We start from the raw sequence: 21,852 nt of genomic DNA on the forward strand, positions 1-21,852 counted from the left end.
AAAATAGCTCGATGCCTGGTTAATTTTACTTACACAAAGCCCCCCTCGGAATATTCCGAGGGGGGCTTTGTTTTTTCGGTAGTAATAAATAGGGCTTGCTGAATAAGCCTAAAACCTTTACAGAGAAAGACTTTGACTGGTTTGAACGCTCCGCGTGTGCAAGCTTATGAGCTAAAATCTGTCCAAAGCCTAGTACAACATCACTTTCGTAATGTACCGAAAAGTTGACCCAACCCCAAACCCGCCATCCAACTTTGACTTGCCTTTTGAGGGGCAATTGTTAGAAGATAATCGTTGGGTAATCATGGCGAAACTAATTCCGTGGTCAGCATTTTTGTTGCAGAATATGATCAAAACTTTTCCGTAGATATGGGATCTCCAGCGAAATCTTTTCGGATGGCATTGGGAGCATTAATTATTAAAGAAAGGTTAGGAACCAGCGATCGCCAAACAATAGAACAAATCAGAGCCAACCCATACTTACAATACTTTATAGGCATGACCAGCTATAGCAGTCAAGCACCCTTCGACTCATCAATGTTGGTTCATTTTCGACAGAGAATAGGTGTCAACCTAGTCAATAAAATCAATGAAAAAATGGTCAAAGAGCAGACCGAAGCACCAGGCAAAGTAGTCGATAAAACAATAGGGTTTACTTAAGGCTTGGGAGGCTTTAAGATTTTAAAAATAGGAGGATTAGTTTTTATTCCAGTACATCTGTGCTTGACTTTTTTGGATTTAAACTTTGAAACAGGTTTTTTGACAACTCTTGGGTTGTTTCTCTCAACTCTTTGTGGCAAAGTTGCATCAAGTATCTCCAAATTCAGCTCCTTTAAAAAAAGGGGATTTCTTGTGGTTCTAATCGCTGAAATTTTGGGACAGCGCGACGAATAACTCGTAATGTGCCCGTGAAAGAAATACTTAATGGGGAAATTTCTGCACTATGCGCTGTTTGACAAATTAATGACCGCACAGCCCAAGGTCCTAATAATAGACCATAAATTTCTTGTACTACTTCTCTTGGTCTTTAAGAACGAATATGAGTTTTTCTTTCCCCGAGATGTACTTTGAATTCATCAATTGTATTTTCGACTTCCCATCGTTGATGATATTCGGCAGCCAATAACTTTGCCGGAAATTTTTGAGAGTCTAATAAACTTCTAATTAAACGATATCTAATTTCTGCTGTTGGAGCGTTTAAGTTTTAAATCGTGTACTCGATTACTCTGATTTGGATGGGTTTAGATCCTTTTTTTCGCTGATTGGCCTGGGGGATTAATAAAACTTAAGTAAGAACCATCTTCTAGTTGTGTTTCCTTGAGGAATTTAACATTTGACGGAATTCGTCCTAAGTAGTCACAACCCTTGCTGAGTGTGGCTGACACCATCGCATATGAATGTAAACCTCTATCCCACATTAACAACATTTCTTTAGTAACTGAGCTCCATAACCTTAATGCTCTGACTCTTTCTCCATCTTGTATGGGCAGATTAAAGCATCAAATATTAAGTGTGTTCCTGCTTCTACTAAAATAACTAATCTAGCGAAAGGGAAAAGCAGCTCTTGTACCTGGACGGCTACCTGGACGCCCAAAAACTCTAGCATTTTCATGACCCAGAAGGGATATCACTCGCAGGTTCCATCTATTGCTACAACTCTCAATCCATTCAGAAAAGCTCCCACTGTTTCAGTTGTAGCCATTGGTCGTACTAACTGATGAAATAACTGGCTCATTACAACAGGCCCTAATCTTTTTCGGGCTTTAGTAATAGCTGCCTTGCAGGGAGTTTTCCAGAATTTACCAGTTTTCAACCAGACTTCATTAAGTCCATCAATCAGATTTTTTAGTACGTCCCGCATTGAGTCTTTTGACCATAAGCTCATTGCTACGATCAAAGATACTACTAGTACAGCTCGGCGTAAATACACAGACTATTAAACAGCCAAGACTTTACCCTTGTATGTCCACTTAAAAGGTTTGGCCATTGTTTGATTAAAGTAGTTAATAAAATTGAGGATGCGATTTTTCCGATCGTACTCACTGGTGAAACTTGCTCTTTTAAGTAATTTCCGCACCAAAAGGCTGAACCAAATCTCTATTTGATTAAGCCACGAAGAATGTTTTGGTGTGTAATGGAAAACAATTTGATGTGTTGGGTCACTTAAAAAAACTGCGCGAGATTTCATAGATTGAAGTATGCCACTTTTTCCCTTAATACCGAGGTCGATATCTAAGCCTTCTTTTTCGGCGACCAAACGCACCAGTGATTCAGATTGGTGAGTATTCAGACAATCCATAATTAGATGCCATTTTTTGGCATCAGAGTCAGTTTCAATGATGTGACGAATGTTGAGTAAAAAATCGGCTTCTGTTCTCGAATTTCCGCAAGTTGGCTCGATAATTTTACCCGTAGCAATATTTAAATTGGCTATCAATGTCTGCGTGCCATGACGAATATATTCAAAATCTCTTCTTGCAACTTGTCCTGGTCGCATTGGTAAGTCTTTCTCGATACGTTCAATAGCTTGAATCCCTGTCATTTCATCAACCGATCTGGTGTCTTCTCCATTTTGACTGCGTTCAATCGCAGTCAGATATAAACCTGTAATATTTTTAACTTTTGCATCAAATTCTTCATCCACAGGGGGGGGTTAACCAGTAGCGCGAGGCCTGTGGTTTAAGTTCGGCTTCTTCTAATAATCTGCCAACATGTCGGACTGATATACTTTCAATAATGCCTTGTTTCATGATTTCCTCCGCCAGTTCTCGCTTCCGTCCAATGACTTATTGACCGTCCATAATCCGACGGTGAGGAACAGGCGAGTGCAAATAACTCGGTTACTTGTTCCATGCTAAATTTTGCTGGTGCGCCAACAGGTTCTCGATATTGTAATCTTTGCAAAATCGATAAGTCTTTTCCCTCGCTCTCCAACCATCGGTTTCGCCCCTTCACGAGCCATCTGCCGATTAATCTCTAAACTTCGGGCTATTTCACGATGGTTTTGACCATCAGATGCCATGAGAATGATTTTGGCTCGTAGCACGATCTGTTGTGGCGTGTTGTGTCTCTTGAGCAACTGGTGAAGTTGATGACGCTCGCCATCGCTTAAATTTAATATTTTAGGCATTAATAAGGCCATATCTGACTCCTTTATCACCTACCGAAACTGGTCTAAACTAACTATGTTATTCTACCACAAATATAGTCTGTCTACTTACGCCGAGCTGTACTAGTTGTGATGGTAGCGCACGATGCCGTTTTTCTCTTGCTTTTGTTTTCAGGATAGCCGCTTCTATTTCTGTTGATGGAATTGCTATCTCTATTGCTTTGAATATCTCGCTACTTTTGAGCTTGGGAGATTCTAATAATAATTTTTTGTACGGCACTATACTTGTTTTACTTTTTGTACCTCATACCTAGTGTACCACTTGTCCTGCCTTAAGTAAACCCTATTGGATTCTAAGCTATATTTATACCAATTCACTATGAAGTTGCACTTAATATAGCTTCAAGGATATAGTCCCAACCACAGAGAGATAAAACTTCTTCATTAGTGAGAAATTTGATAATTCTATTTACCTGTTCTTTGAGTTGATCTAAACTCGAATAATTTTCCCACTTGAGGTCTTTTTTTGTATGTTCCTACAATCTTTCAATCGGATTCAATTCAGGACTATAGGCAGGTAAATATATTGGCATTACATGGTCATGCCAGTCTAATAAGAGAGCTTTATGAAAGCTACCATTATCCATGATAATTAGATTGAAATAGTCTTAGTATTTTTGGGTAACTCCATTTAAAAACTCTTGAAAACTGTTGTGATTTAGCTGAGAAAATTCTTGATAATATTGTTCACCTGTTGCTGGCTCTACAACTCCATAAACATAGAAGTTTCCTCGTTTCCATTGCTTTTTGCCAATGGGTTTTACCCCCCTTTAATATAATCATTCTTCCCTGCATAGTAATCAATCCAAATCTACTCTCGTCCTGACACCATATCCTTACAGGCTTGGAGTTTCCGAAATATTTAATCATTACTTTGATGAGTTCACATAGTTTTTTTTTTGAAGCTTGCCTGCACCTCTTCGTTCGCTTTGTTACTTTGGGGTCTTGGGACTTTCAGGTCAGCTTTCAATTTATAATGAACTAAGTCATGTACCACTTTATAGCTCACTTTAATTCCGCATTCTTTTTCTAGCCATAGCTGTAATTTGCCATAACTTGTTTCTCCCTGTGTTGCAGTTTTTTGATTAATTTTTCTCTGACTTCCGGTGGTACATGTGGAGTCTTACCGGGAGCTTTTTTAACTGTGAGTAATGAGGTAATTCCACCTTGTTTGTAAGCTCTTAACCAACGATATATTGTTGAAGAGTCTCGCTTCAGCATCGTGGCTAATTCTTCTCTTGTTTTGATTTTTTTTGTGGCAATCCAGTATAATAACAGTAATTTTTCCTTACTTACTGCGGTTATAGCCCGTTCGAGTCGATGCTCTAGTTCCTCAACCGTTTCCTGGATTTCTACCTTAAATTTGTTGGCCATATTGGATCTCCTCTACTTTTAGCATAAATTTAGTGTACCTTCATAGTGAATTGGTATTAGCCCAAATGTAAACGTATTTTTTTATGTAGTATCCGGGATATTTGGGAACCACTCAATTTAATTCCTGTGACTTTTTCTAAATATATTGCTAATCTGGCTGCCGTCCATCTCCCAAATTCATATCCATATTCTTCCGGAGCTTTATCGATTGTATCTATCAATATTTTTTCCTACTCTGAAGTGACTTTCCGAAAATTTTCTGGGCTTTTTTTATCTAAAAAACTATCCAAATTATCCGGAGCGCCAAAAACTGACCAATAAGCCACTGTTGTGTAAGCAATTTCCATAAATTCAATAATTTCTCGATAAGTTTTTCTGTCCTTTATTAGCAATAAAATTAGAACTTTTTCCCTCATGTAATTATCATCAGACTCTTTTAGTATTTTAATGAGTCTCTGTTTTTGATTTGAGATAGATGGTTTTGAGCTGGCATATATTACCACTAATTATCGCTTAATTTATATTATACGGTATAGCTGCGTATCAGCTTATTAAATATTTCTATATAGTTTGTCTCGCCAGTATCCTTGGATACTGCTCTATGTCTTTTTTTAGGTAGGAAAAACGATTCCATAAGCATTCCAAAAGTCTGTATAACTGACAGCACATTGACGATACACTGCCGGCATTGAATTCCAAAGTCCTCGATCACCATCTTCATCTCTTTTGCCAATATCTACTCCTACAATTTCTTTAGATAAGACATCAATTGCTAACCAAATCCATTGCTTATTACCCTTATTACCTACAAATGACCACATTTCATCACATTGAATTGTTAGCTGACCGCTTTTTTTTGACTTCACTTCTACTTCAGAAGTGTTGAATGATAGGAAAAGATTGCCAAAATTGGCAGAGCAATGTATAATTGCAGAGTTATAAATTATTAATAATTAACTAAAATGCTATTTTCGTTCCTTCCCCAAAATTGTTAAACGGTATCTCGCCCATTTACCCAAAGATGATTATCCTGTTTTAGATAGCTTCACATTTGTTTCCTGCTGGCTAGGGTTTAGTTTTGACCAAAGTCTCGATACTATGCGTTCGCTATTTTTCCGTTTAAACAACCGAGATATCTCCCTAGATATATCAACGTTTTCAAAGGCTAGTAAACATAGAGATACTGGTATTTTTGTAAAAATCTTTGAAAGATTGCAAGCGGATGTAAAACCTCAATTAATTGAGCGAGATAGGATGAGTTTATTCGCATTAGATTCAACAATAGTCACCTTAACGAGTAAATTACTATGGCAACAGGAATATCATCAAGTAAAATTATTTGCTGGAACGGACAATGAACGGGGAACGATTTATGGAGTACACATTCATTTTGGCCTAGGTCATGACAGTCAGTAGGTCGATGAAACCATAGCAGCCACACCTCAAAATGGAGTTGCCATAATGGATAGAGGTTTTTCTAGTTCTGAACGCGTTCAAGCATTTCTCGAAAAAGAAAATCAATATTTTGTACTACGAATAAAGAACAATTCTACTATCAATATTAAGGAGGATGGAACTTGTAAAGTGTGGGGCGGTCAACGAAAATTCCAAGTAAGATTAGTGACTTTTTCGTATTTAGAAATACGGAGTGAATTTAGGTTTGTGACTAATTTGCCTGAATCAGGAGAATTAGCATATACTAAGGTCGAAATTGGGAAAATTTATCGAAGACGATGGCAGATTGAATTGCTGGGAAAATTCTGAAAATTTCATTTAAAATTGGCTCATCTAATTACTAAAAATACTAAGGTAATTAAGATACAAATCTATGCATGTTTAATTTGTTATTTGTTGCTTCAGTTGGTTGAATTTCCCGATTTTATTGGGAATAAACTGTTAGATAAGTTACGATATTTACAGGCTTTTATGTGTGAAAAACTCAGCTATATTCACGGGTTTAAGGAAATTGTTTTCAATTGCTGAAATCAGCAGTTTATAGGATTCGTATGTCTATTTTCAGAATCCTATCAATAAGCGTTCAACACTTCTGCTTCTACTTGTCTCTTGACGGCTCCCAACTTTTTGTTAACATAGTATTGTAGCCACCTTTGTGAAACCCCCGTCGTCCTACAAATTCCAGCCAGAGATATCCTTTATAATAAAAGTCTATCTATCAGCTTTCTGGTTTCTTCTGAAATCGGCTGATGTCTCGGAGAAATAACAAATTGTCTGGCACAATCTCGACATTTAAAACTTTATTTGCCATTGTGAGTACGACCATTTTTCACAATATACTGAGAGTTGCACCGGGACATTTCATAAGCTAAAAGTTAAGGCTGATTGAATAAATAAATTATAACAGGTAATCCTGACTATGCATGACTACCTTGATAGCTTCTTGTTTTCTTTCGGCTAAGCCTATTAATTTATGTGTTTCTAAATCTACTAATACAACTCTAAATTTTCCTTGCCCTTTTACTAAACTAATTTCATCTATGCCGAATTTTTGTAAGTTTTTTACATCAACAGGTGATATTTTATTCGTTACATTTTTTGCCATTGACTAAACTTATTATTCTGTTAACTTATTGTTTTTAGCCACGTTATTAATGTCACTATGAACAATTTATTTAGTAATACTTTGTGCATATCTATTCGCGAAACTTTTCTTTTTGTTTGACAAAATCTAAGCTTTCATTAAAAGGTTTATTAGAATTTTTACATTTGAATATTCGTCGATTTACTCTCAGCATTACTTCTTTATTACCTATCGGCAAATCTCTAATTAAATACCTATAATTTTGATGTAAATGATGGCTATATTGATTGCATAGAGGGCAGTTTGATGTTTTTTGTTTTGATTTTACCCTGACGGGGCGACAGGTCGCCTTAAGAGCAGACAGGGAGGGCACTCTAGACAAATAGCATGAAAAAATATCGGGTAAGAAAGCTTCTTACCCAAAAAACAATTAAATGATACCAGAATCATATCATGCTCATTGGTCAGAAAAACTCACACGCTCTAATTACTTGTTGACAATTTTATTGATTCAAGTAGTGCAATCGATTAAAGAAGTCACAGTAGAAAACATAGCGACCCAACTAGCGATTCCCATTAAATATGAAAGTGGAATAAAAAAGATTAAGAGTTTTTTATCGAAGGATGAATGGACTCGCTTATAATATTTGGTTGTCACTGGTTATTGATTGGATTAAAGGTAGTGTTAAACATAATAAGGTTGTATATTTAGCAATAGACGAAACCAAAGGGCAATCAAATAATATTTTGATGGTCAGCATGATTTGGTTCTCTTAGAGCTATTCCTATTTATGGGAAAATGCTTGACAAACAAGGGAACAGCACATTGGAAAATCAACAATTCGTATTGACGCCAGTATTCGATGCCTGATCAGATTATAAATTGATCGTGTTAGGAGATCGTGAATTTTGTAGTGTTACCCTCGGAAATTGGCTAATGGAGAAGAAAGTAGATTTATGTTTACGACTAAAAAAGAATGTTTGTATCAAGATTGAAGAGGAGTTATGGTCTGAACTAAAAATGCTAGGATTAGAGCCAGGAAATAGCTTTTTCAATCAAGAAGTAACAATCAGAAAAACTGCACCCATTACGGGGTTTAATCTAGCAGGTAAGTGGCTGGGTAAATATCGAAATATTACTACATTCATAACCTTGGTATATTCTGACAAGCTTGGCAGATATATAGCCTTTCTCTAAAAGGTGAGGTGCCAGTTTTGCCATGAAAAGCTTGACAATGTAAGGGTTACAGCATACCTCAGCCTACCTCATATGAGAGCTTGAAAGGCTATACAAGCCGCAGTTGATGCTTATGCAAAAAGATTGGGAATTGAAGAGATGTTCAGAGACTTTAAGGGTGGAGGAGATAATTTGGCCAAGACTAATTTAACGGGCGACCGATGGAGTAATTTATTAATTTTGCTATCACTAGCATACTTGAAGAGTATAATTCAAGGGATAAGTATTCAATCAAAGCAAGTTCAAGAATATCTAAGCATAAAAACAGAAATTCACAGAAAATATGCTCGGCATAGCACTTTTTATATAGGGCTATGGGGTGAATCATGGGTTGATTCAATATCTAGTAATTGGCTGGTTGTTGTTGAATTAATGTCTTTGTCTCCACATAAACTACCTAATTATCAACAAGGGTTAAGAGCTATGAGACTGATCCTGTCAGCGTTATAGGCGACTTGTAGCCCGACAGGATTTTACCATTAAAATCAATGTAGTTCCTATTTGCTTGTAGTCTTCTACTATGACACCGGGTAAATCTAGAATATTTGTCATTAATTTGTTCATGATTTATTTTGTGGACACAATTTTTATCAACACTTAATTAATATTTAAGCACAACAAGTACAGAGGAGCCAATACTTTGCGCTAACGTGTTTGTCGGATCGCAAGAAAAACTATTTCATTTTCTAAAAAGTTAGAAAACCCTATTGGTGCTATTTGGTATTTTATCCATCATTACAACTATGTTTTGAGCCAATAAGTATCTACTCACTACATATTTATTACTACCCAAAAATTAAGGCTATTTGCCGAATGTCTGGATGCTTATGCTCCTTTAATACTTGTTGAAGAGTTTCCCTTGTCTCGGAGCTCAAGAAGTTTTTAAGAGGCATTGACTTTTGCCAACTGTGGTTATACTGTATTATACAATATGCGTTTTAAATGCACAACAGTTTACAGTACTGTCGCCAATATTATTGTAATGCCAGTAGTACCCGATGTTCTAAGCTCAGTTTAGGCAGACGACCTGGTTTCCGTTTCTTAAGTTGCTGTTGTTATTGAACAGACATCATTTCTGCAAAAGTTGTAGATCCAACGCCACACAATCTGTTGAATGCTTATGGCTTTAAGCTTTGTACTTGTTCGTAAGTCATCATTTTTTGCTCTCAATCACCTTACTATTTCGCTAATTGAGGGCTTTTGCAATAAGTCTAAAGAAATTGCTCCCAATGCAAAGTTGCAAGGCGTTGCTGCCGATTTGCGAACTGCAAGCGGAGTAGGCGAATTATTCGATCGACTTCCAGAGGTAGACATTTTGGTCAATAATCTGGGAATTTATGGATCGAAAGCATTTGAGGGGATTGATGATGATGTATGGATAAATTTTCTGCAAATCAACGTCATCAGCGGAGTGGGACTTTCTAGAAAGTATTTGCGATTAATGCTGATTAAGAATTGGGGATCGATTATTTTCATTTCCAGCGAATCTGCAGTCAAGATTCCAGTAGAAATGATTCACTACGGAAGCTAGGGATTGTTATTCTGCCGGGGCCGAAGCCGATCTGGTACAATTTGAAGGGTTTTGCATCCAGGGTATTTCAGAAGTCTGCATCAAGTCGAGGCGAGATTTGAAAATTTCAATGCACGCGATCGCATCAAGGCTATCTGTTGACTTCGATAAGTTACTGGTGGCGGGTGAACAGGAACATTTCACCAATAAACTCAATCAACCATTTTGCTACAGACACAGTACAGCAATCCGGTGCAGCACATCCCCCAGCCAAAGCGTTCCCTGGTGAAGAGTTTCGCCATTAGATTAAATTTACCCGCACAATTGCCATCCCTGGCTCGATCGCCAAAGATAAAATTTTTCCGGGAAAAACTTGCTATTTAATGAATAAAACTTTAAAATCCAGCAATGTAAATCAAAATCTCAACAAGCAGCCCCTGCAAGCACAAACCCGAAATGAGTGGAAAGTGCCAAAAAGCTGGAAAAATTACCTTTTTTAACTCTTTCAACAGCAAAGCACAGACAGAAAAACCCAGGGATCGACGCTCTGCATCTTGGAACGAATGCTTTGCTCGCAATACTACAAATGTATCAAATAATTGTCTGCCCAAACTCAGCCGCAACTGATGCCTAGCCCAAACGCCTGCTGCGTAAGGTTTCAGTTACTAATGAGGCTGATTTTATTGTCATTAACTACTTGAGGATTCGATCGCATGGTTTCGATTTCTACAACTCAGTCGGACGCGAGCCCGGTGTCTGCGCCAGGGGTAACGCCCCCAACCCAAAGCAGCACGGCGACAGCAACAGGAGTGTGCGTGACGGTTCACGGTCACTTTTACCAACCGCCCCGAGAAAACCCTTACCTGGATGCGATCGAACGCCAAGCCAGCGCCGAACCCTCCCACGACTGGAACGAACGCATCGATCGCGAGTGCTACCGCCCCAACGCCTTTGCGCGCATACTCAACGACCGAGGAGAAGTCGCCGGGATAGTCAACAACTACGAATATCTCAGCTTCAACATCGGCCCGACGTTGATGAGTTGGCTGGAACGCTACGATCCGGAAGTTTACCAGCGGATTCTGGAAGCCGATCGCAAAAGCTGTCAGCGCCTGTCCGGTCACGGTAACGCGATCGCCCAAGTGTACAATCACATCATCATGCCACTGGCGAACGAGCGAGACAAATATACCCAAATTCGCTGGGGAATCGCAGATTTTCGATCCAGATTCGATCGCGATCCCGAAGGAATGTGGCTCGCCGAAACCGCCGTAGACTACGCCACCCTCGAAGTTTTAGTGGCCCAAGGCATCCGCTTCATTGTCTTAGCCCCCTCCCAAGCCGAACGCTGCCGCCCGCTAATCGGACCAAACCAAGCAGCAGGGGCAGAAACTGATGGCGAATGGCACGAAGTAGGCGGCGGTCAAATCGATCCGACTCGCCCCTACCGCTGCTATTTAAAGCCGGAAATACGGTTGATGGCTGACCTCCAACTTTCGCCGCTGAGCTCTCACTCCTTGGGCCGCAGAGACGGCCAGCCTTCGGCAGCCCCAACTGCTAATACTCCCTACATTGATATCTTTTTCTACGACGGCCCGATCTCGCGGGATATGGGCTTCAATGACGTTCTCAGCAGCAGCAACCACTTGGCGGGGCGCTTGGGTCAAGCAGTGCGGGGAGACCACCGACCGGCCCAATTAATCTCCGTGGCGACGGACGGCGAAACTTTCGGCCACCACAAAAACAGTACCGAAAAATGCCTCGCCTACGCCTTCACAGAAGAGTTTCCCCGCCGCGGCTGGACGGTGACGAATTTTGCTCATTATTTAAGTCAAAATCCGAGCGATTGGGAAGTGGAACTCAAACCGGTGACGGCCTGGAGTTGCTCTCACGGGGTCGATCGCTGGCAAGATGATTGTGGCTGCGGTGGCGGCGGTGGGTGGCATCTCCTGTGGCGCCGTCCTTTGCGAGATACTTTGAATTGGCTGCGCGATCGACTAATTCCGATTTACGAAGAAGCGGGACGCAAGCTGTTGCGCGATCCCTGGCAGGCCAGAGATGAATATATTGATGTGATTCGCGATCGATCGCCGGCGAATGTTGATAGTTTCCTCGAACGCCATCAAGTTCGCCCCCTTGACGCAGCCGAACAGGTAGACGCCCTGCGGTTGCTGGAAATGCAGCGCCACACTTTGTTAATGTTTACTAGCTGCGGCTGGTTTTTTGAAGAAGTCTCTCGCCCCGAAGGCGTGCAAATTTTGCGCTACGCGGCCCGGGCGCTGGAATTGGCGGGGGAAGTTACGGGCGTACAGCTAGAAAAGGATTTTATCGATCGGCTGGCCCTGATTCCTAGCAACGTTGACTGTTTCAAAACAGGGGCGGAAGTTTACCGCCAACAGGTAACAACTGCCCAAATTAGTCTCAGACAAGTAGCCGCCCACTACGCCATTAGTTCTCTGTTTGCCAAATATCCCCGCCAACAGCGAGTTTACTGCTATCAGGCCCAGCAGCAAGATTTCCAAATTCAGCGCATGGGTTCGATGACTCTGGCTGTGGGTCAATTGCAGTTAACCTCGGAAATTACCCGAGAAACAGAGGTTTTTGTATTTGCTGCGTTCCACCTCGGCGGCTGGGACTTCCACTGCTGCATTCAGCCTTTTGGCAGCCGCCGGTCTTACACGATGCTGAAAGACCGGTTGTTTGAAGTTCTGCAAGAAGCTTCGGCGGCCCACGCGATTCTGGAAATGGTGCGGTTGTTTGGCGATCAGTCGTTTAGCTTGCGGGATTTGTTCGCTGAGGAACGACACCGCATCGTGCAGTTGCTGAGTCAGGAAAATTTGACTCGCTTGGATCAGCTTTACACTCAGGTTTACCGGGAAAATTACGGGGTGATGATGGCTTTCCACCGCGACGAGTTGCCGGTGCCGGTAGAGTTGCAGGTTGCTGCTGAGGTGGCTTTGGGACACCGCTGTTTGACGGCGGCGAAGGCTTTGGAACTGGAAAGCGAGGATGCGGAGTCGCTGTTGGCGGAAATTGAGGCGATCGCCACTGAAGCCGGCCACCTCCGCTGTCGGTTGAAGGTTCCCGAAGTTAAGGAAATTTTGGAAAAGCTGATTTGGCGCACTCTTGACGCGCTGCTGCAAGCAGGATCGGCTGTGGATGAACGATCGCCTGTCAAGTTGGAAGCTGATATCCTCGACATTGAGCGTTTGATTGCTGTGGGCGATCGGCTGAGTCTGGGTTTGTGTTTGGACAAATCGCAAGAACTGTATTTCGATTCTCTCTACAGTCAAATAGTGCCTCTGTGTTTGGGCTGCCTGCAACGGCGAGCTGCGGCACAGGAGGAAAATAAGGTGGATGTCGTTGCCTTGGGTATCGCCCGTTCTGACGGCGGCTGGGAGCTGTCTTCGATCCGGCAGTTGCTGGAGTTGGGTCAAACTCTGGCCGTTGATGTTGAGTGTTGGTTGAACCAATTAATACCATTTTAGATTTGAGATTGGGGCATTGCAGATTGAAGAATTGGCAACGATCCCCGCCAACAATGGTATTAAATGCCGATCGGGCGACAGGGCTTTAATCCAGAGTCGATCGGCACTGAAGCCGTCCTCGGTTCGCGACTGGCGATCGAAGTACCCACAGACAACCGCTAACTTTATTTAAGTTTTCGCTCTAGTTGTGTGGGAAGATAAAAAGACTGTACCCAAACCGTACAGGTGTTCTGCACTTGCACGGTTTGTAGAGTTTTGTAGAGAGAACACTAATTTTAAATCTATGAAAGTTGGCGATCGCGTTTGCGTTAAAAACTCTGTTGTTGTCTACCACCACCCTCAAAATCGCAGTCAACCATTTGAGATTAAGGGTATGGAAGGAGAAGTCGTGGCGATCGTTCACGAATGGCACGGCAGACCAGTCAGTGCCAATTGGCCTGTTTTAGTTCAGTTTGACAAAAAATTTCGAGCTCACTTCAAAGAAGATGAAGTCGAATTGATATCTTCGGAAGTCTAGCACTCTCAAAAACAGCGCCGGAGCCCAAAGGCAATCTCATACCATTTTAGATTTTAGATTTTAAATTTTAGATTGGGAATGACTGATGAGATCAGGGTTTGGAGATTTTCTAAAGCTGCATTGCTGTTGGCAACTAATATCCAATCCGATGATATAACCATAAGAGAATTTGTAGTGAAGACTTCTGTTGTTTCTCTGGCTTTTAGTCAGTCGGCAGGACTAAAGTCCTTACTGCAAACCCTCTTTTTTGTTGCATTCTTAATTTTGCGATCGTCGGCGACAGAACCAACCGAAAATGTTAAAATCTCCCTGCATTTTCTGGAATTCCTGCTGATGCTGCTTGGCTGTAGCGTAGTACCACTGACAGTGACGTTCGAGTTCTTCGCGGTACTTAATTTCGGCGTAAAACTCGCGAACAATTTGCTTCTGTTGGAAAATTTCGGCTGCTGGGGTCGATTCTGGGACAACGTTTTGCAACTCGTGGGGCAACATGATTGTTTGGGGGCGACTGTGGCAAATATTGGCTGTAATGACTTTAAGCTAACACAATAAATCAGAGAATTGTGAGATTTTAGATTTTATACCAATTATTCAAACTCATCTAATAGTCCCAAACAATCTTAAAATTATCTGCGTTGCATCTGTGTTGCATCTGTGTTGCATCTCCCTCAATCGGCGGTTTTTCTATCAATTAAATTATCAATTGCATTAGTTTAAATTATTCAAGCTAAAATCAAAAATTTCAGATCTAATATCAAATCCTCTCTTCATCCGAATGATTCAGATATATATTCTCGGACTCTGTGTACTCTGTGTTCTAGCGCCGGTTAAATCACCTGACGATGCAAGCGGAAACGATATAAAATTCTGTTAAAGCCATCCGCGCAGGCGATAAACAATTAAGCCGATGTATTCTTTCAAAGCTTTATTAGACTGATTTAGATAATAGGTATCTGGCAATAAATCCAGTGCGACTGCTTGCCAGCTATTTTGAGATTCTGCGATATTCTGCTGCGTTATCTGAAAGTCTGTTGGTGCTGCAATTACTTTTATTCCCAGACGCTGAAAAATTAAGAGCGATCGAGTCATGTGCATCGCCGATGTCACTAGCAAAACCGACCCTTTTATGCCTTTATTATCTAAGATTTGCCGCACATTGACGGCATTTTGATAAGTATTGTGCGAATCGGGATCTTGCAGAATTGCTGATGCTGGTACGCCCATTGTTTGAGCAATTTCTGCCATGTCTGCCGATTCTGGAGAACCCCCGCCTTTCCAATCTACTCTACCGCCGCTGAGCACTAACAGGGGAGCTTTGCCTTGACGGTAAAGTCGGGAAGCGTAAATAATACGATCGCCCGCTTCCCCCAATTCTACCCAAGGGCGGGGAGGTAAAGCTGCTTTGACACCGCCGCCCAAGACGATTATCGCGGATGCTTGGGGGAGTTCGGCGGTGGGTAAATTTTGCCATTCGAGCGATCGAACTAAGGATTTTGAAACCCAACCGCTACTTCCGAGCAGTAAAATAATTAGTGCCCCAGCCATTAGCGGTGCTGCCCATTTGGGACGCTTCCAAAGCGCGATTAAAGCCGCCATCATCAACAAGCAACTCAACCCCAAAGGATAAATAAACAGCGGCAGCAACTTAGACAAAAATACAAACATTCAACAAATAATTAAAAGCCCTTCATAGTCTGTCTTTGGATCGAGCGTGAAAAATGTTAATTCATACTCAACTTTAGCAACGCCGAATTTTGAACGCTTTAACTTAAATCTCAAAACTCAATACTAAAAACTTTTTTATGTGCTAGCGGCGATCTTCTGTTTTCGACAGCCAATCAAACAGTGAAGTAGCTTCGCGCCGGGAGCTTTTGATATATCTATTGCCGCCCGTTTCCACTACTTCTTTATTGAGTATAGCGTCCGAGGTTTTATCCTTAGAACCTGTATTGGGGTTGAGTAGTAATTCGTTGTGCCACCAAGCGACTGTTAAACCTGCTGCTACCCCGCCGAGGACACCAAGGCCGAGACTCACCGGCAGGGTACATCCGACTAAGCGAAACCCAACGGTAAATAACACAAACCATATCAGCGCGGGGCTAAACCCCTTGGAGTCTCCGGTAAATTTTGGCATGAGCTGCAAGTTGTGTTTGTAATAGTACAGAAAGATATTGACAATATTAGCAGATAGGTAGGATTGGTAAGGGCGATCGCGCTGCAACTACTCCCCACAAATCAAGTTTAATTGTACCTCTAAGTCTTGCGCGGTATCTATAATATTTACAGAAATTTGCTCAAATTCTGTAAAAGCTTCTGCTTCTGCTTGCTGCGAGCTCAATAGTTCTGCTGTCGCGTCTGCAATATCGCCCCGGCGCTGTTGCAGCCGTTCTCGCAATACAGCAATTGGTGCGGTGCAGTAAATGATTTGCCAGGACAAGCCGTGGGATTGAGACAGATTAATCGCATCGGTTCTCAATTTTTGGCGATGGAACTTAGCATCTAAAATCACATTCCAACCTCGTTCGGCCAGAATTATCCCCAACTCTAACAATCTACCATAAGTCTGCGCCGTCATTTCATCCGAATACAAATCTTGCCCGCCGCGTTCATTTAAAGAAATTCCGCCTAAATGTTTGCGAACAGCATCGGAACGAATCTGAATTGCACCTGTGCGGCGAGCCAAATATCGAGCCACCGTACTCTTCCCAGAACCCGACAAACCAGACATCAAAGTTAACTTTCCCCGACGCGGTTTTGTGTATTCCCAAGCTAATTTATAGTAATGAGCGGCTGTCTGTAAAATCTGTGCTTTTTCATCAGTTGAAACCGAGGCATCGTCCAACATTAACGAAGTTACTTTTGCTCTAACATAAGCTTGACGGCTCAAATACAGCGGCAGAACTTGCAGTCCTTCCCAATCGCCAGTTTGTTCGATGTAAGTATTGAGAAAAACATTGCCTAAATCTCTGCGCCCCCGCGATTCCAAATCCATGACTGTAAAAGCAATATCGTACATAACATCAACAAAGCGAAAAGGCTCGTTAAATTCAATGCAGTCGAATAGCAATATTTTATCTTGCCACAATGTTATATTCCGCAAGTGCAAATCTCCGTGACACTCGCGAATTTTATTGTTGGCAATTCGGCGCTCGAATAATTCTGGATTTTTCGCAAAAAACGCATCAGTATAATCTTTAGTCTCTTGATATTGAGTCTGAGTCTGCGGCCCGCCGATATATTTTTGGGAAATCAGATAGTTGTTATCTATTGCTGTGCGAATCTGACTGACTTCGCCAAATGTGCGAATGTAGCTATTAGTAATTGCCGTGCTGTGAAACTTGGCAACTTCCCGCCCTAACTCTGCCATAAGTTGTTCGGTTAACTGTCCGCGCTCCAACAAACTGAGAAACAGCGAATCTTGAGGAAATTCCCGCATTTTCAGCGCGTATTCTACAGCCACTTCTGCCGGAGTTATCTCCGCTGAATCGCTCATAAATTCAAACAAATCGCCCCTTTGAACAATTGACAAAACTTCGAGATAAATTTCCGGTGCTGTGCGCCGGTTCATCAGCAATTCTTGGGTGCAAAAATGCTGCCTTTTCTCTAAAGTGGAATAGTCCATAAAGCCAAAGTTGACTGGCTTTTTGATTTTGTAAGTATAATCTCCGGTTAGCAAAACAAAGGAAGCATGAGTCTGAATTAGCTGCACCGGTTCTGTGACACTGTGCGGGTAAAACCCCGGCTGCAACATTTGCTGAATCAGAGGTGGGAGGTAAGACATATCGATTTTAAATTTTAGATTTTAGATTGTGGATTTTAGATCTTAGATTTTAGATTGTGGATTAGAAATTTGTGATTTGTGGATTGTGGGTTTAATTTTTTGGATTTATGATTTTTAATTTTGAATTTTGGATGTTGAATTTTATCCGATTTATTATAGAGTTGATAGTTAGTGTAAACCAAAAAGTAACAATGACAGAAAATAATCAAAATTCCGGTTCTGTGGATGTGTTTGGCGTGGGCAATGCCCTTGTAGACATCTTAGCATTGGTGGAAGATGAATTTGTACTCGATCGCGGGCTGAATCGCGGCGGGATGACGCTGATGGATTCGGCAACGCAGGGGGGGATTTTGCACGATTTGGAGCATACTTCGCTACAAATGCGATCGGGGGGTTCTGCGGCAAATACGATGATTGGTTTGGCTCAGAGCGGCGGTAAAGGCTATTATTCTGGGAAGGTTGCTAAGGATACTAACGGCGAATTTTACCGGCAAGATTTGCTGGAGGCGGGGATTGATTTTAATGTGCATCCTGCTGCTGAGTCGAGCGGGCCTACGGGTACTTGTGTCGTGTTGACTACGCCGGATGCGGAACGCACTCTGTGTACGAATTTGGGGGTTTCTACTACTCTGGCGGCGACTGATATTGATGTCGATCGCCTGTCTCACTGCAAGTACAGTTATGTTGAGGGCTATCTTTGGGATGCTCCAGAACCGAGAAAGGCTAGTATTGAGACGATGGAACAGTCTAAGCGTCTGGGCGTGAAGGTGGCTTTTACTTTTTCGGATGGCTTTTTGGTCGATCGCTTTGCTGATGATTTTCACAAGGTGGTTTCGGAATATTGCGATGTAATTTTTTGCAATGCTGATGAAGTTCGGAGCTTTTTTAAGGAGGAATCTTTAGAAGAATGCGCCCGGAAAATGAGCCAGATTTCGGATTTGGCTTTTATCACGAATGGGGATAAGGGCTGCATGGTGGTGGAAAATAAACAGATTGTGGATGTGGCTGGATTTCCCGTAAAGGCGATCGATACTGTGGGTGCTGGTGATGCTTTTGCCGGCGGTGTTTTGTTTGGACTTACTAATGGTTTAAGTTCTGCAAAAGCGGCTCGTTGGGGCAATTATTTGGCTTCTATGGTGGTGCAGATTCATGGCCCTCGTCTTGAAGGTTCTCAGGCTCATCTTTTGAGTGAAGTGATTTCTGGTTAGGAATTGAAATGGGCGATCGCACTTTTTGACGAAAGGGCGATCGCACTTTTTGTCGTTAAGGGCGATCGTTCTTTTTAGCAACCGCAGAGGTCGGCAGATGAACGGGGATGAACGCAGATGTTAGAAGATTATGCTAAAATCAATCAAAATTTAACTAATCGTACCTCCTATGGTAACAACCACATTGACTCCTCCTCAGCAAAGTAGCGAGGAAAAATTAATTACTTTGACAGGCATTAAATGGCAAACATTTAAAGCGATAATGTCTGATGTCGGCGACGGTAGAGCGTGGAGAATTGCTTATGCTGAAGGAGTTTTAGAAATCAGAATGCCATTACCTAAACATGAAAGACCTAAAGTCATGCTCGAACTATTTATTGGAGCTTTAGCAGATGAATTAGAAATTGAAGCTATGAGCCTCGGTGCGTTGACTCTGGAACGGGAAGATTTAGCTCGTGCTATTGAACCGGATACTTGTTTTTACATTCAAAATGAATCTTTAGTTAGAGATAAAGATGAAATTAATTTACCTGCAGATCCGCCACCGGATTTAGTAGTAGAATCAGACTACACGAGTTCTTCTTTGAATAAGTTTTCAATCTATGCTGCTCTGGGCGTGCCTGAAATTTGGAGATATCGCAACCAATGTCTTGTAGTGTATCAATTGGTTGAGGGGAATTACGAAGAGAGGGAGAACAGTTTGGCTTTTCCGTTTTGGCCGATCGCAGAAATTCCGGGTTTGATAGAGCAAAGTAAAAGTATTGGACAAAGGGCGGCGGTGCGTTTGTTTCGGGAAAGAGTTAGGGAAATATTGGCGCAGTGATGGTGGTTATTTCTTAACCGCAGGTGAATGCGGATGGATGAAAGGGCACACTTCGTCTGTTTTTGCTAAAATTAAATATCTCTAAATATTATCAATTAGGAGCCTTTGACGCTTTATGTCTAAGCAATCAGTCATCACAAAGTATATTGAAATTACACCGGGAGTGCTTGGTGGTAAACCACGCATTGCAGGTCATCGAATTTCTGTAGCACATATCGCCCAAATGTATCTTAATATGGGAGAGTCGATCGAAGAAATCGCTAGGGACTATAATTTGTCGCCGGCTTCGGTTCATGCAGCCATGACTTACTATTACGATAATCGAGAAGAAATTGACCACCGCACTGCTGAATCAGATGCTTTTGTTGAAGAGTTGAAGCGTCAGAGCCCACCTTCTCGTTTGCAGGAAAAGCTGAGGGAAATTAGAGGTGAGTGAACGCATCCGCTTTCATTTAGATGAGAATGTTAAATCGGCTGTGGCGCGAGAGTTGCGTAGACGATTAATTGATGTTACAACCACTATTGAGGCGGGATTGCTTGCTCAGACTGATGAATCGCAGTTAGCATTTATCTGCGAACAAAAGCGGGTGATTATGACTCACGATGATGATTTTTTAACGATTGCTAGTCTTAGCAGCGAGCATCCAGGTATTGCTTATTGTAAGCAAGGGACTCCTTCGATCGGACAAATCATTGAAGCTCTGGTTTTGATTTATGAAGTGTACACGCCTGACGAAATGGTTGGGCGTGTTGAGTTTTTGTGAGAAATGGCAAAGGGCGATCGCCCTTTTTAGCAATCGCAGATAAACGGAATGGATGGGGAGGGATAAAAACGCGATTTATCTGTATTATGACTTACGAATAGGGCTCAGAAACCGGGTTTTTGCGAAAACAATTCGCCGAAGCCCAAAGATTCGGTAAAAACCCGGTTTCTTAGTCGGATCGCACAAGTCCTGCAATACTTATTCTTATGTTGGCTAGTTGTTGAATAGACATCATACCGTTATGGGTCCGACCACCAATTACCCATGTAGGATAGCTAGAAACCCCAGCCCTGGCTGCCGAACCCAATTGCACAGATGCCTCGATCCAGTCCGTGCGATCGATCTAGGCTTTGAAGAAAACGCTAGCATTCAGGGCATCTTGAGCTACCCCAGAGACTATACCCAAATAATTATCACCCGCTTTGATAGCCGTAGAAGCCACAGGTGTTGCGCCGTCAAGTTGCAAATTCACACGCTCAAAAGTGAGAGCAGAAAATGTTAATCCTTCCATCAAACCAATTGAATCTCCAGGGCGGAAGTCCGTAATCACATCTGTTTGATTAATCGGAGTTGAATCTTCATCTACGGCGAAGAAGAAAGCATCATTGCCATCACCGCCTGTGAGAATGTCTGGGCCGCGATCGCCTATGAGTATATCGTTGCCCGCACCGCCATTGAGAGTATCATTTCCCTTACCGCCCCGCATAACATCATTGCCATCTCCTCCTATTAGGCTGTCATTGTCGTTATTGCCGCTGAGAAAGTCGTTACCAGCACCGCCATCAATGCTATCGGAGCCTTTTCCGCCCAACAAAATGTCGTTTCCACCCAGTCCGTTAAGGGTATCAGCACCTTGATTGCCACTGAAGGTTTCATCGTTATTCGTACCTGTTAAAGAGTCATTGCCGGATAGGGCTACAATTCCTTTACCCATCGCCTCTGGCGGTATAACAGTATCAGCATTGTCTGTGAAGAAGTAAAATCCAGGCCCGCTAAGATTTTGTGGCAGTCCCGTCGGTTCGCCGCCGTCTGTGGCATTGGGTTTGGGTGAAAAGATGGATACTAACGGTGCAGGAGTTGGGGTTGGAGTTGGAGTTGTTGGAGTCGGAGTTGTTGGAGTCGGAGTCGGAGTCGGAGTTGTTGGAGTTGGAGTTGGAGTCGGAGTTGTTGGAGTTATTGGAATTGGAGTCGGAGTTGTTGGAGTCGGAGTTGTTGGAGTTGGAGTTGGAGTTGTTGGAGTTGGAGTTGGAGTCGGAGTTGTTGGAGTTGGAGTTGGAGTCGGAGTTGTTGGAGTTGGAGTTGTTGGAGTCGGAGTCGGAGTTGTTGGAGTTGGAGTTGGAGTCGGAGTTGTTGGAGTCGGAGTTGTTGGAGTCGGAGTTGTTGGAGTCGGAGTCGGAGTCGGAGTTGTTGGAGTCGGAGTTGTTGGAGTCGGAGTTGTCGGA

24 protein-coding genes and 6 pseudogenes are annotated in these 21,852 nt (G+C 42.2%); 13 read left to right on the forward strand and 17 right to left on the reverse strand.

The window, feature by feature from the left end; translation table 11 throughout:
- Nucleotides 1-211: 211 nt before the first annotated feature.
- Nucleotides 212-624 (forward strand): annotated as a pseudogene (locus tag QUA97_RS00005) (transposase); the annotation flags it as partial.
- A 208-nt stretch (nucleotides 625-832) separates the two neighbouring features.
- Here QUA97_RS00005 and QUA97_RS00010 read toward each other — a convergent pair.
- The 9 genes and pseudogenes from QUA97_RS00010 to QUA97_RS00035 form a co-directional block, all read right to left on the reverse strand.
- Nucleotides 833-1,930, reverse strand: a pseudogene (locus QUA97_RS00010) (IS4 family transposase).
- A 6-nt stretch (nucleotides 1,931-1,936) separates the two neighbouring features.
- A complete protein-coding gene (locus QUA97_RS00015; RefSeq protein ID WP_333191885.1) occupies nucleotides 1,937-2,644 on the reverse strand; it encodes a transposase in 708 nt (235 codons plus the stop codon).
- A 210-nt stretch (nucleotides 2,645-2,854) separates the two neighbouring features.
- Nucleotides 2,855-3,142 carry a hypothetical protein gene (locus QUA97_RS00020; protein WP_333191887.1) on the reverse strand — a complete coding sequence of 96 codons (288 nt, stop codon included), beginning with the start codon at nucleotides 3,140-3,142 and terminating at the stop codon, nucleotides 2,855-2,857.
- A gap of 503 nt (nucleotides 3,143-3,645) precedes the next feature.
- Nucleotides 3,646-3,756, reverse strand: a complete 111-nt coding sequence (locus QUA97_RS28210) for a transposase (RefSeq protein ID WP_442922460.1) — start codon at nucleotides 3,754-3,756, stop codon at nucleotides 3,646-3,648.
- Nucleotides 3,757-4,052: 296 nt separating this feature from the next.
- Entirely contained in the window at nucleotides 4,053-4,178 is a 126-nt protein-coding gene (locus QUA97_RS28215) for a hypothetical protein (RefSeq protein WP_442922461.1), read from the reverse strand.
- A gap of 20 nt (nucleotides 4,179-4,198) precedes the next feature.
- Entirely contained in the window at nucleotides 4,199-4,543 is a 345-nt protein-coding gene (locus QUA97_RS00025; RefSeq protein WP_333191890.1) for a helix-turn-helix domain-containing protein, read from the reverse strand.
- Between the two features lie 56 nt (nucleotides 4,544-4,599).
- Nucleotides 4,600-4,764 carry a helix-turn-helix domain-containing protein gene (locus QUA97_RS28220; RefSeq protein ID WP_442922462.1) on the reverse strand — a complete coding sequence of 55 codons (165 nt, stop codon included), beginning with the start codon at nucleotides 4,762-4,764 and terminating at the stop codon, nucleotides 4,600-4,602.
- Nucleotides 4,765-4,773: 9 nt separating this feature from the next.
- Entirely contained in the window at nucleotides 4,774-5,046 is a 273-nt protein-coding gene (locus tag QUA97_RS00030; protein WP_333191892.1) for a hypothetical protein, read from the reverse strand.
- 35 nt (nucleotides 5,047-5,081) lie between these two features.
- A pseudogene (locus QUA97_RS00035) lies at nucleotides 5,082-5,418 on the reverse strand (IS1 family transposase); the annotation flags it as partial.
- 112 nt (nucleotides 5,419-5,530) lie between these two features.
- Between QUA97_RS00035 and QUA97_RS00040 the strand changes: the two are divergent.
- Nucleotides 5,531-6,526 (forward strand): annotated as a pseudogene (locus QUA97_RS00040) (IS4 family transposase).
- Between the two features lie 68 nt (nucleotides 6,527-6,594).
- Here the strand turns inward: QUA97_RS00040 and QUA97_RS00045 are convergent.
- The 3 genes and pseudogenes from QUA97_RS00045 to QUA97_RS00055 form a co-directional block, all read right to left on the reverse strand.
- Nucleotides 6,595-6,863, reverse strand: a pseudogene (locus QUA97_RS00045) (IS1/IS1595 family N-terminal zinc-binding domain-containing protein); the annotation flags it as partial.
- Between the two features lie 33 nt (nucleotides 6,864-6,896).
- Entirely contained in the window at nucleotides 6,897-7,103 is a 207-nt protein-coding gene (locus QUA97_RS00050; RefSeq protein ID WP_333191894.1) for a hypothetical protein, read from the reverse strand.
- A gap of 91 nt (nucleotides 7,104-7,194) precedes the next feature.
- Nucleotides 7,195-7,455, reverse strand: a complete 261-nt coding sequence (locus QUA97_RS00055) for a transposase family protein (protein WP_333191897.1) — start codon at nucleotides 7,453-7,455, stop codon at nucleotides 7,195-7,197.
- A 564-nt stretch (nucleotides 7,456-8,019) separates the two neighbouring features.
- Here QUA97_RS00055 and QUA97_RS00060 point away from each other — a divergent pair.
- The 7 genes and pseudogenes from QUA97_RS00060 (at nucleotide 8,020) to QUA97_RS00090 (ending at nucleotide 13,834) form a co-directional block, all read left to right on the forward strand.
- Complete coding sequence (locus QUA97_RS00060; RefSeq protein ID WP_333191900.1) at nucleotides 8,020-8,280, forward strand: hypothetical protein; 261 nt, start codon at nucleotides 8,020-8,022, stop codon at nucleotides 8,278-8,280.
- A 123-nt stretch (nucleotides 8,281-8,403) separates the two neighbouring features.
- A complete protein-coding gene (locus tag QUA97_RS00065) occupies nucleotides 8,404-8,769 on the forward strand; it encodes a hypothetical protein (protein WP_333191902.1) in 366 nt (121 codons plus the stop codon).
- A gap of 199 nt (nucleotides 8,770-8,968) precedes the next feature.
- Nucleotides 8,969-9,079: pseudogene (locus QUA97_RS00070) on the forward strand (IS1 family transposase); the annotation flags it as partial.
- 360 nt (nucleotides 9,080-9,439) lie between these two features.
- Entirely contained in the window at nucleotides 9,440-9,850 is a 411-nt protein-coding gene (locus QUA97_RS00075; RefSeq protein ID WP_228050373.1) for an SDR family oxidoreductase, read from the forward strand.
- A gap of 204 nt (nucleotides 9,851-10,054) precedes the next feature.
- Nucleotides 10,055-10,213: a hypothetical protein gene (locus QUA97_RS00080; protein ID WP_194070972.1), complete on the forward strand. Its 159-nt coding sequence runs from the start codon at nucleotides 10,055-10,057 to the stop codon at nucleotides 10,211-10,213.
- Between the two features lie 329 nt (nucleotides 10,214-10,542).
- The gene (locus tag QUA97_RS00085) at nucleotides 10,543-13,317 is read left to right on the forward strand and encodes a DUF3536 domain-containing protein (RefSeq protein ID WP_333191907.1); all 2,775 of its coding nucleotides are present in this window, start codon (nucleotides 10,543-10,545) and stop codon (nucleotides 13,315-13,317) included.
- Between the two features lie 283 nt (nucleotides 13,318-13,600).
- Nucleotides 13,601-13,834 (forward strand): ferredoxin-thioredoxin reductase variable chain, encoded by a 234-nt coding sequence (locus QUA97_RS00090; RefSeq protein WP_194010886.1) that lies wholly within the window; start codon nucleotides 13,601-13,603, stop codon nucleotides 13,832-13,834.
- 258 nt (nucleotides 13,835-14,092) lie between these two features.
- Here QUA97_RS00090 and QUA97_RS00095 read toward each other — a convergent pair whose 3' ends face one another.
- From QUA97_RS00095 to QUA97_RS00110, 4 genes are all read right to left on the reverse strand, one after another.
- Nucleotides 14,093-14,326, reverse strand: a complete 234-nt coding sequence (locus tag QUA97_RS00095) for a hypothetical protein (protein ID WP_194010887.1) — start codon at nucleotides 14,324-14,326, stop codon at nucleotides 14,093-14,095.
- Between the two features lie 378 nt (nucleotides 14,327-14,704).
- Nucleotides 14,705-15,499, reverse strand: coding sequence for a YdcF family protein (locus QUA97_RS00100; protein ID WP_333191911.1), 795 nt, complete (start codon nucleotides 15,497-15,499; stop codon nucleotides 14,705-14,707).
- Between the two features lie 142 nt (nucleotides 15,500-15,641).
- Nucleotides 15,642-15,968 carry a hypothetical protein gene (locus tag QUA97_RS00105; protein ID WP_194070975.1) on the reverse strand — a complete coding sequence of 109 codons (327 nt, stop codon included), beginning with the start codon at nucleotides 15,966-15,968 and terminating at the stop codon, nucleotides 15,642-15,644.
- A gap of 87 nt (nucleotides 15,969-16,055) precedes the next feature.
- Nucleotides 16,056-17,615, reverse strand: coding sequence for a bifunctional aminoglycoside phosphotransferase/ATP-binding protein (locus tag QUA97_RS00110; protein WP_333191914.1), 1,560 nt, complete (start codon nucleotides 17,613-17,615; stop codon nucleotides 16,056-16,058).
- 191 nt (nucleotides 17,616-17,806) lie between these two features.
- Here QUA97_RS00110 and QUA97_RS00115 point away from each other — a divergent pair, with 191 nt between their 5' ends.
- The 4 genes from QUA97_RS00115 to QUA97_RS00130 all read left to right on the forward strand — a co-directional run bounded on the left by QUA97_RS00115 (nucleotide 17,807) and on the right by QUA97_RS00130 (nucleotide 20,410).
- On the forward strand, nucleotides 17,807-18,823 hold the full coding sequence (locus QUA97_RS00115) for an adenosine kinase (protein WP_333191917.1): 1,017 nt from the start codon (nucleotides 17,807-17,809) through the stop codon (nucleotides 18,821-18,823).
- Between the two features lie 169 nt (nucleotides 18,824-18,992).
- Nucleotides 18,993-19,646: a Uma2 family endonuclease gene (locus QUA97_RS00120; RefSeq protein ID WP_333191919.1), complete on the forward strand. Its 654-nt coding sequence runs from the start codon at nucleotides 18,993-18,995 to the stop codon at nucleotides 19,644-19,646.
- A gap of 115 nt (nucleotides 19,647-19,761) precedes the next feature.
- Nucleotides 19,762-20,082, forward strand: coding sequence for a DUF433 domain-containing protein (locus tag QUA97_RS00125; protein ID WP_333191922.1), 321 nt, complete (start codon nucleotides 19,762-19,764; stop codon nucleotides 20,080-20,082).
- Nucleotides 20,075-20,410 (forward strand): DUF5615 family PIN-like protein, encoded by a 336-nt coding sequence (locus tag QUA97_RS00130; RefSeq protein ID WP_333191925.1) that lies wholly within the window; start codon nucleotides 20,075-20,077, stop codon nucleotides 20,408-20,410. The genes QUA97_RS00125 and QUA97_RS00130 overlap by 8 nt, the downstream gene beginning before the upstream one ends.
- 343 nt (nucleotides 20,411-20,753) lie before the next feature.
- On the opposite strand, the gene QUA97_RS00135 is transcribed toward QUA97_RS00130, so the two are convergent.
- Nucleotides 20,754-21,852, reverse strand: a 1,099-nt coding sequence (locus QUA97_RS00135; protein ID WP_333191928.1) for a calcium-binding protein, incomplete at its 5' end; no start/stop codon positions are given.

Origin of the sequence: Microcoleus sp. CZ3-B2 (assembly GCF_036705055.1) — a bacterium.
GTDB lineage: Bacteria > Cyanobacteriota > Cyanobacteriia > Cyanobacteriales > Microcoleaceae > Microcoleus.